7 protein-coding genes are annotated in these 10,808 nt (G+C 39.7%); 2 read left to right on the top strand and 5 right to left on the bottom strand.

The genetic code is table 11. The features are described from left to right. Nucleotides 1–644 precede the first annotated feature (644 nt). On the top strand, nt 645–1,892 hold the full coding sequence (locus tag OGM63_RS08890) for an HhoA/HhoB/HtrA family serine endopeptidase (protein WP_263745164.1): 1,248 nt from the start codon (nt 645–647) through the stop codon (nt 1,890–1,892). Between the two features lie 2,089 nt (nt 1,893–3,981). Here the strand turns inward: OGM63_RS08890 and OGM63_RS08885 are convergent. From OGM63_RS08885 to OGM63_RS08875, 3 genes are all read right to left on the bottom strand, one after another. After that, entirely contained in the window at nt 3,982–5,073 is a 1,092-nt protein-coding gene (locus tag OGM63_RS08885; RefSeq protein WP_263745163.1) for a sensor histidine kinase, read from the bottom strand. Nucleotides 5,074–5,094: 21 nt separating this feature from the next. Next, complete coding sequence (locus OGM63_RS08880; protein ID WP_263745162.1) at nt 5,095–5,805, bottom strand: response regulator transcription factor; 711 nt, start codon at nt 5,803–5,805, stop codon at nt 5,095–5,097. Between the two features lie 311 nt (nt 5,806–6,116). Next, nucleotides 6,117–6,803 carry a LabA-like NYN domain-containing protein gene (locus OGM63_RS08875; protein ID WP_375340471.1) on the bottom strand — a complete coding sequence of 229 codons (687 nt, stop codon included), beginning with the start codon at nt 6,801–6,803 and terminating at the stop codon, nt 6,117–6,119. 1,122 nt (nt 6,804–7,925) lie between these two features. Between OGM63_RS08875 and OGM63_RS08870 the strand changes: the two genes are divergently transcribed. Beyond that, nucleotides 7,926–8,126 (top strand): hypothetical protein, encoded by a 201-nt coding sequence (locus OGM63_RS08870; RefSeq protein ID WP_263745161.1) that lies wholly within the window; start codon nt 7,926–7,928, stop codon nt 8,124–8,126. Nucleotides 8,127–8,506: 380 nt separating this feature from the next. Here OGM63_RS08870 and OGM63_RS08865 read toward each other — a convergent pair whose 3' ends face one another. Further along, entirely contained in the window at nt 8,507–9,046 is a 540-nt protein-coding gene (locus OGM63_RS08865; protein ID WP_263745160.1) for an SH3 domain-containing protein, read from the bottom strand. Nucleotides 9,047–9,210: 164 nt separating this feature from the next. Continuing rightward, nucleotides 9,211–10,719: a UbiD family decarboxylase gene (locus OGM63_RS08860; protein ID WP_263745159.1), complete on the bottom strand. Its 1,509-nt coding sequence runs from the start codon at nt 10,717–10,719 to the stop codon at nt 9,211–9,213. Between the last annotated feature and the right edge of the window lie 89 nt (nt 10,720–10,808).

Below are 10,808 nucleotides of genomic sequence, written 5' to 3'. Positions count from 1 at the left end.
TTTCTGTAACTGCCACTAAATCTGCTTCTTCTACCCCATCCACCTCTCTAACCTGGGGTAGCAAATTTTCCACTTCTGCTTGCAACTCTTGGTCATCTAAATCCGGATCTGATAGGGAAATTGTCACCTGAAGATTAGATGTGGTTGCCATGAGCCTAAATAGTTTCAGTAAGTTCCCTAATAAATTGTATAGGTTATTCTGGTATATCTAATACCAATTCTATGTGAGGCTGCACATAACGCCCTCAGGCTGGAAGCCTGGGGCTACACAAACGAAGCCCACCTGCGTGGGCTAAACTAAGAGAAAACCAAGGATTTTAAACCCACCTAGGTGGGTTTTGTCTGTGTAGCCGCGAATTCTATTCGCCAGGGCTAAACTAAGAGAAAATCAAGGATTTTAAACCCACCTAGGTGGGTTTTGTCTGTGTAGCCGCGAATTCTATTCGCCAGGGCTAAACTAAGAGAAAATCAAGGATTTTAAACCCACGTAGGTGGGTTTTGTCTGTATAGCCGCGAATTCTATTCGCCAGGGCTAAACTATAAATAACCCTCTTAACACTGATGCCACAATCCTGACACAGGAACGTCATAATGTATATCTAGATTAAGACTATATCTAGATATCTTTATATCTTTCCAGACAAATGCAAAATCAACCACAAGACAAAGATAATTTTAACGCTTATTCTGAAAAAACTCCTAATGCACCTTGGAAGAAAACAGCTTTTAATCTATCGTTGGTGCTGCTGGGATCGGGTATGACATTTGCCGGCGGTTATTTCGCATCACACCAGCAAGACATATCTCAAAGCGCATCTACCTTGGCAGTGAGTCCGGTAAATGCTGCCCCTCCCTTACCTGCCAACGCCGATCCTAATTTTATCACCGGGGTTGTGCAAAATGTCGGTACGGCGGTGGTACGAATTGAGGCTTCCCGGACTGTAAAAACCCAGTTACCAGAAGAATTTAACGATCCAGCTTTCCGACGCTTCTTTGGATCTCAACTACCAACATCACCACAAAACCGGGTGCAACGGGGTACAGGCTCTGGTTTCATTATCGGTGCTGATGGTCGCATTTTGACCAATGCCCATGTGGTGGATGGTGCAGATAAGGTAAAGGTTATACTTAAAGATGGACGCAGCTTCCAAGGTAAAGTGCTGGGTAAAGATGAGTTAACAGATGTGGCTGTTGTGAAGATTCAAGCCGAAAATCTGCCAACATTGAAATTAGGTAACTCAGACTCCTTACAACCAGGACAATGGGCGATCGCGATCGGTAATCCTCTTGGTCTTGATAATACCGTAACTACTGGCATCATCAGCGCTACCGGACGCACTAGCAATCAAATTGGCGCACCCGACCGGCGAGTACAGTATATTCAAACAGATGCCGCAATTAATCCCGGTAACTCTGGTGGACCTCTGCTGAATGCCCGTGGCGAGGTAATTGGCATGAATACAGCTATAATTCAAGGAGCGCAAGGATTAGGTTTTGCGATTCCCATCAATACAGCGCAACACATTTCTCAACAACTGATATCTACAGGTAAAGTACAACATCCTTATCTGGGAATTCAGATGCAAGCTTTGACACCTGAGTTAAAGCAAACTATCAACTCAGATCCCAATAGCGGTTTAACCGTGAATGAAGATAAAGGTGTGTTAGTTGTGAAAGTTGTGCCCAATTCACCAGCAGCAGTATCGGGAATACGTGCTGGTGATGTGATCCAAAAACTGAATGGTCAATCAGTTGCCGATTCTGCCAGTGTACAACAGGCAGTAGAAAATAGTCAAATCGGCACAGATGTACGCTTAGAACTGCGTCGCAATGGGCAAAAGCTCAATTTATCTGTGCGTCCTGGTGCTTTCCCTCAGCAACAAACGCAATAGACATCTTTTCCAACAGATGTAGAGACGCGAAATTTCGCGTCTCTACATTCGTAATCAACAATCAAGTCCTGACTAAATTGCACAGATATTAAAAAGCGATCGCACTTGGAATGGAAGAGCGATCGCTTTTATCGTTATTAAAGCTTGATTAGGTAAAGTATAAATGAGGATGGTAGATGCCTAGACTGTCTCGTTACGGCTTCTAGGCTGATGAGTAGTGAGGTGAACGTAAATACTCACTTTCAAATGACGAAAAGCAAGTTGGTCTAATTTTCCGCTAAAGATGAGGCGAGGGGGAAAGTAAAATAAACAGATATAGTAAGCTATTCCAACTTGATTGAATATTGGCTTTATCTACGATCACTATTCTCTGTATCTGTCCCCATTTTATGAGGCATTTATCACGTCGGCTTAATCCCTAGATAAAGGAGTGAAAATTTCGGCAATGAGCTTGTGTCAAACGCATAAATTTATACCACAACACAAACGAAGAATGCATTTAACTCAAATAGAACGAAACACTAAACGTAAAGGCTGCTAATATCACAGGAAACACAGCGCTAAACTCTAATTCCCGTGTCTTAACCACTTGTATACAAGAAACGGGAAGAAGTAAGGGCCATAATCCAGTTGAGATGAAAAACATTGCCAAAGATAAAAACTTATCTTCTGGTGAATAACTGGGATGACGTAAGGTAAATCTGAACCAATTGCTAAAAAAATAGCAGGTCATCAACAGGTAACTAATAAGTAAAGCTAATTGAATTTTATGCACTGTTAGCACTCCTTAAGCTATTTAATATTTACCAAAAATGACCTTGAGGAAATTATTACATTATTTTGTCGGGGGACATTCATCTGCTTGAACAGCGATAGTTAATTTGTGAGTTTGATCTCAATGATACATTTTTATCTCTTGATAAATGTTAGTAGAAATCCGAAAACATATCAAACAGTACTTACACCTAATTTTGAATATAACTCAATAGACTAGCAATTATACTGATAATTTTCACTGGATCAATCTTGTTCTTATCAAAATTTTCAAGTTTTTATGGCAGAAAGTTTATCTACTATTAGTGGGATTTCAACAAAGTACTGCTACATATTTTGTGATTTTACTCCGTGTATAACAAAATATCCAATTATTAGATAAACTTAAGTAAAAATTACTTTTACTTAATTATCCTCATCAGTAATTGCCAATCAAGCTTTGATTTCACCGGTTGCACTTTGCTCATTTACAAGCAAATAGATAGTTGTTTTTATTGCTATCCGGTTTCGTAATATTACCAGAAAATTCGTTAGATACAATTGATAAAACAATGTGAGGGTAAGGAGTATAGCTTATAAAATCGTGCTTGATATTTTTTTTGATAGTATAAAATAATTGTAATGTTGCTTTGTTGATAAGTTTCCAGGATAACTAAAAAAACAAATCACTGTTGCCAGTTTGGCATTTTTTTATAAGTATAAAATTTGACAATTTTAGGAATAAAAATGCCGATTACAAGTTGAATGCTACTTGTAGCGTCAAAAAGGATTATAGAAATATTGGCAACAATATTAAAAAGGAGAATTATTTGTGACAATAAAGCAAAAATGCGTCATCACATGATGACGCACAGGAATGAAGTTGATTAGATATGGTGGGAGTGATGAAAAAAAGGTATTATGAGTTACTTACCTGGGGAATGATCTTGGGGAAACAGGTAAGCGATCGCTAGACAACCAAATAAAGTTAGTACACTAACAAAAAATCCAGCAAAGAAAAAAGTAGACATATTGAGAAAGCGTGTATGTTAATTAAAAGAGAGATTACACAATATTTGTCTGTAATACTGACTTTCTAGAGAGCAAGACGAAGTGAAGCGTAACATGCAGCTTCGTTTTTTGTGCGAAAATTTGGCTTACGAATGATATAATTATGCGTAAAGTAGTAATTACCTCTAATATTAGTGAGAAGTTTGAAGCATTATTTTCTATACTTTTAACCTAGCAATTGGATATGACGTGACTGTGGCTAGCTTGTGTCAATAAGTTGTATCGTCAAATATATTTGCAGCGTGAAGTGCCGAAAAATAATTTCTTAAGCTAAAGGCAGCGAAAAACAAAACGTACTCCCAGACCCCAGTTCGCTTTCGACTTCAATTTGACCGCTTTGCAGTTCCACCAAACTGCGGGAGATAGTTAAACCAATACCAGTTCCTCCAGAATGGCGATCGCGTGAAGTATCGGTTCGCCAAAAACGCTCAAACACATGAGGTAAATCGGAGGTCGCAATCCCAATGCCTGTATCAATAACTGCAATCCAAAGTTTTGATTCTTCAGTCCAAACACGAATAATAATCGAACCTGTGGGAGTATAACGCACCGCATTCCCCAGCAAATTAACCAAAATTTGTTCTGTGCGGTCAATATCTGCCAAAACAAAAGGCAGTGGTGATGAACATTCTAAACGCAAAACTGGACCATCTTCTAGCAACTGGTCGGCAAATTTCTCTACTAATGACTCTAATAACGGACGTAGATTCATTGGTTGGATATTAACTGGCAAATAACCAGCTTCCGCTTTAGAAAGTTCTTGCAAATCGTTGACTAACCTTTCTAAACGCTTAGTTTCTTTTGTTAACCGTTGATAAATCTCAGGAGTCGGCTTAATTCCACCATCGGCAAGTTCTTCTAAGTAACCACGCACAACTGTTAGGGGTGTCCGCAGTTCATGGGTCATGTCTCCAATTAATTCTCGGCGCCGCGCTTCTACTCCTTCCAAACTTGCTGCCATTCGGTTAAAAGAAGCACCGAGTCGATTCAGTTCGGGAATACCAGACAAGGGTAGTCTTTCATCAAGCTGACCAGCAGCAATCTTTTGAGTGATTTGTTCAATTTCGGTCAATTGCTGCATAATTCGTTTGGACACCCAGTAACTCAATCCGCCGGCTGCTGTAGTCCCCACCAAGACTGACCAGAGAGTACTTCGGCGCCAAGCAAATTCAAATCCATCAACCAAATCAGCACGGACATCGATTAAGTCGAGTCCTCGATCTTCTAGTTTTTTCAAGTGCAGAACAAAAAAGCGGGGTGAAGAAACTTTGCTGATCGTCACCAGACTAGCTACCCCCACCATCATCACTACTAGGTGGGAGACAAATAGACGCGATGCCAAAGGCAAAGATTTCATTTTCCTGAAGCCCATTTTTATCTAAACTATAGTGGGATCTTCAAATTTATAACCTACCCCAACAACAGTTTTAATAAAACTAGGGTGAGCTTGGTCTGGCTCAATTTTTTTCCGCAAGCGAGCAACATGAGTATCCACCACCCGCTCATCACCAAAAAAGTTATCACCCCAAAGTTTGTCAATTAGCTGGCTGCGGTTCCAAACTCGACCCGGATTGCTAACAAAGGTGCTTAATAAGTTAAATTCAAGGCTAGTTAAGTCCAAAATTTCCAATTCCTGAGAATTTTTTTGGCGGCTGGCAGTGCGCTGCTCGACATCGACGATAAAATTTTGTGTACGGTACACCTGATTTTGTCCCCCTTGGCGGAAACTACGTCGTAATAGCGCTCTGACTCTAGCAACTAACTCTCTGGGGCTGAATGGTTTTACCATGTAATCATCAGCACCAGTAGATAAGCCAATTACGCGATCAATTTCCTCGCCTTTGGCGGTGAGCATTAAAATATAAGGATCTTTTGCACCAGGTTTATGGCGAATTCTCGCACAGACTTCCAGCCCATCCAAACCAGGAATCATTAAATCTAGGATGATTAAATCTGGTGGTTGCTCTTGAAACATCCTTAAGGCACTTATACCATCGCGACTAATGCGACAGGAAAATCCTTCTTTTTCTAAAGAAAGTTGGATTAATTGAGCGATTTCTAGTTCATCTTCGACAATTAAAATGTCCATCTGGCTACACAGAGATTAAGGCGCTTGTCATTTTACTAAGGAAAACGCTCAAGCGGCAATTTTAGTAAACAGCCGATACTCTTACAGAGTCACTCCGCGATCGCACTTACAATCAACTTGTTTATATGCACAATTAGAGTATTTTGGCAATAAATTTTTCGATTAGATTCAAATTCGCGAGGAGTGCGATCGCACTCCTAATTATCGTTGAGCTACTTAGTTAGGTTGAAATTTTTCCCGCCAATATCTGACCCATTAAGACTACAATTGCGATCGCCTTCAGGCAGGGCACGATAAATTTTTATTGCTTTTTAAAGGCTGGAGTTTGAGAGCGATCGGTAATTATAGCCAGAATGAGGAGCTTTTTGAATATCTTGTTTAATGCTATCGAGGTCAATGAAGCAGTCAGCAACATCAATTAAGCTGTCGCTACTGATTCCGCGCAAGCTGACGACTTCAACCCGAACTCCTTTGTAGCTCAAAGCATTAACCGCATAAGCCAAATCTCCATGTCCACCGACTAAGACGGCAGTATCGTAGTAGGGTGATAAAGTTATCATATCTACAGCAATTTCTACATCCAGATTTGATTTTTTAGAACCATCTGGAAGCGAAATTAGCTCTTTGGTGACTACGCGATAACCATTGCGACGCATCCAGAAGAGAAAACCCTGTTGCTTGTCATTGCCGCGCTCCATTCCACTGTAAAAGAAAGCACGCAATAATCTTGCATCTTGAGTTAAATGGCAGAGTAATTTAGCATAGTCAATTTCAATGCCGAGTTGCAATGCTGTATGAAATAAGTTTGAGCCATCAATAAAAATCGCCACTCGACCGCGATTTGATCTATTGCAAATCAATTGGTCAACTGAAGTGTTTGGTTTATTGGTGTTTTCACTTTCGACACCAGTGTTCATAAGGGGTTGCCCTTGCCTACGTGGTTTTTCCTTGAGTATTTTATCTTGATTTGTTTCTTTGTTAAAAGTAGTAATAGTCATTGATACCTCTATATTTTAAATCCAGGATGTTTTTTCGGCAAATTCGCATTCTTCTAATCTATGGGTTTGTTCTCACTTTAATAGAAAATTGTCTTCAGCAACTAAGGAAATATTCTAAAGTCCACAGTCAAGAAAAAATAACATTAATTCTTCACTTTTTTTATCAGCTTGAGCAACTTATCTGCTTTTAATTTTATTCTACCTGAGTTATTACTTGTTGCTTTCATGCATAAGTTGTGTTAATCAACAGTTTAAAAATCACTAATGTATTCTGGACAAAAGTTAAATTTGCAACAGATTTTTATGGTAATTAAGATTACATTTTCTCACGTTGATTTATCAGGTAATTTCCCACTTGAGAGCAAGGTATAAAGAATCATTTGCAAAAAATGTTTATTGAATAAAGTTAGGAAATGTCCAATTTCTCTATCCACAATTTTTTTTCAAATAAAGGCAAAAAAAGCGTTTTTATAATGATAATTACCCTTATATAATACCCTTTGATGCTAATGCTAGCTATAAATACTCAAAGGTTTGTAATCTACGGCTTTATTGCCATAGATTATATGACATGTTGCCCAGTCTAGCCGAGGCAACACAGCTAAAAGCGGAGTATATACACAAAAGTTTACTTGCCTCAAGCTTTAACAGAGTATCTAAAGTGGTATTTTTCTATTCGTTATAAAAGCTACAACAAAAAAATGAATAATTTATCTAGATTAACAAAACTATGTAAGATAAATGTTGACTGATTTTACTCGAAAGCTTTTTTCAGGGGGTTAGGGCAGAAAAACCTGCATCCACAGACACAAACTTAGCCGAGATGACATTCGCATTGCCTCAAGTAGCATCAAGTGCCAAGCAAAAAGAGCAGCACAATCAATTCAGCGGCATTTTCCATGTCTTTAATTAAGAAGTTACATTTACAAATCTTTATAAAAAATCAACTTTTCCTCACAAGTTCCTCAAATTTGATCGTTATTCTGAAAAAAGAGCTAAGTAGGTGGACTTAAATGAAGTGAATATTTAACTTTATTTCAAGCAACTTACTTGATTTGCTGTTGCATAGGTGATTGCTCTAATTTACAATTTACACCTTTATGATTATAAGTTTGACAAATCATGAATAACTGTCCTTGCTGTTCTGGATTACTTTTACGACATATACGCGGTTCCCAAGTTTACTACTTTTGCCGCAACTGCTGGCAAACAATGCCAGCACTGGATTTTGATAAGCACAATTTATCGCCAGATTTAGTATCGAGTTTATCAAAAAAATATCTCAGAGGAGAACTCGGTAATGCGGGTGTTGCTTTGTGTTAAAAAAATTAATTGGTTAATGCGTTTAGATAATTTGGCTTGGGTTATTCCTCAAATAATGCATTTAATCCCTCGAACCCTTCCAGGGTGGGGCTATAAGAACAAAGCCCGTCTGCACGGGCTAAATTCAATGCGTATTTTTGACATACCTGCTCGTCCTTTCATGAGCGAGGATTTGTTGGCGCTTCACCGAAACTTGCTACTAAGTAGTCTTACAGTCTCTGCACGTCCGTTTCAAGTCTCCCAATGCCCTATGGCGACTACCTACATTGTAGCAGAAATCTCGGTAAACCAGTACTTTCAGGACGGGGTTTTAGACCCAAATTGTCGATAAAGTGCGTTGCTCCCCCTGTTTGTTGGCAGCTGGGGTAAGAATTTTAATTTTAAGAACAACTGGTAAGGGCTGCACCACATTGGTCAAGCCTAGCCAACCAACCCTTAATACCTTTATATTCTACTTGCGCCCATTGTCCCTGGCAGCCTAATAATTTAACACTGGTATTAGGGGGAACTTTGCCTAATTTACGACTTGTTGGATTAGTGCTGGTGTAAATATTTACGCCATTTGTATTGTAGCCCCGCGTCGATATGCCTAAGTTTGGTAAATATGCCCAACCAGTTCCTTTAAAACCGCTACCGATATTTTTTATCTGTGCCCAACTTCCGGAAGTAGCGACGATTTGAACTGTCTCGTTACCAGGTACTTTTCCTAAAATTATGTTATTGGAACTTGCGCCATTTCGCACATTTAATCCTTGGGGATCTTTGTCGGTGACATAAACAGAAATATCACACTTTTGTTGCTTGGTTGCTTGGGCTAAGACTATTTGATTAGCTATACCAGTATTAGCGATCGCACTGAGAAAACTGATTGCTAATCCCATTGTTAACTTTGATGCTTGAGTTTTCCTCTTTTTTTGCATATATTCTCCAATTTGTGGACTTTAACTTCTAAAAATACAGCCTCAGGGTACGCAGGCTAATGCTTTGTGTTATTAGTTTTGGTAGGGATACGCGCTTTTGTAATTGAGGGATAAATTGAGGGATAAATTGAGCGATAAATCGCTCACTACGAACAAAGAGATTTCTACCTCATATCGTACCCGAACAAATTTGGATCAACTTCTCCCAATTGCAAATCTGCTAAACCATACTCTGCCCATCGTCTTTCTACCATCGCTGCTATATCTGCATCGGATTCTAAAGGAGCACCCCATTCATGTTCGGTTTCTGGGGGAATCTTCGTAGTAGCATCAATTCCCATTCTTCCACCTAAACCGATTTTTTCGCTGGCAAAATCTAAAGTGTCAAAAGGTGTATTCGGTAAAATAAATACATCTCGTGTCGGATCTACTTTAGAACTAATTGCCCACACGACTTGACGGGGATCGCGAATATTTATATCTTTATCGACAACAATCACAAATTTGGTGTATGTGAATTGTGGCAAAGCACTCCAAAACGCTAAAGCTGCCCGTCGCGCTTGTCCGGGATATGCTTTATCAATAGAGATAATAGCTGCTTTGTAAGATAGCGCTTCCATTGGTAAGAAAAAGTCTACAATTTCTGAGACTTGTTGCCGCAGAATTGGAGTGTAAATGCGATTGAGTGCGATCGCCATCATCGCTTCTTCTTTGGGTGGACGACCGCTAAATGTTGTTAAGTAAATCGGATCTTTGCGGTGTGTTATGCATTGAAAGCGAACCAACGGTGAATCTTCCACACCACCGTAATATCCCATATGATCGCCAAAAGGACCATCGGCTAAAACTTCCCCTGGTGTAATTGTTCCTTCCAGCACAAATTCTGAATCTGCGGGAACTTCTAAATCTACCGTTTTACACTTTGCCAAACTTACTCCAGAACCGCCGTAAAGTCCCGCAAACAGCCATTCTGATAAGTCTACCGGAATTGGGGTGGCAGCTGCCATGATGATTAAAGGATCTACCCCCAGAGCGATCGCTACTTCTAATTTCTTTCCACGTTCGGCAGCTTTTCGCAAATGTCTTGCCCCACCCCGCACCGATAACCAATGAACGGTCATCGTGTTCGGAGATTGCAGTTGCAAGCGATACACACCTACATTAGGCGTACCTGTCTCACAATCCCTTGTAATTACCAGCCCCAGCGTGATAATCTTGCCAGCATCTCCGGGATAGGGACGTATCAAAGGTAACTTATTTAAGTCTAAATCATTGCCTTGGATGACAACTTGCTGACAAGCGGGGAAAAAATCGCGTCCCGGTTTCGCTTTGAGGACATCAAACAGCACTTTACCAAAGTCTATCGCTTGGGAAATCTTCTTTGGCGGCTTTGGTTGTTGCAGCATCGCTAACTTTTTCCCCAAATCCTCCAATTCTAGAGGATGCTGCATATTCATTGCCCAGCATATCCTTTCCACTGTCCCCATCAAATTCACTGCCACTGCAAACGGTGAACCTTTGACATTCTCAAATAACAGTCCGGGACCACCTTTTTGCAGCATTCGATTAGAAATTTCCGCAATTTCTAAATCTGGATCAACTAAAGCAGAAATCCGCTTTAATTGTCCTTTTTCTTCTAGAATTTTAATGAATCCCCGTAAATCTCTTGCCATTGTTTATAGTAAATAAATGTAAAGCACTTTCTTATATTATTAGTTATTGGTTAGTGGTTGGTTGTTAGTTGTTGGTTGTTTCCATGACC

It is taken from the genome of Plectonema radiosum NIES-515, assembly GCF_025753815.1.
Lineage (GTDB): Bacteria > Cyanobacteriota > Cyanobacteriia > Cyanobacteriales > Nostocaceae > Hassallia > Hassallia radiosum_A.
The sequence above is the reverse complement of the archived record's forward strand: the minus strand, read 5'-3'. Positions and strand labels throughout refer to the sequence as shown.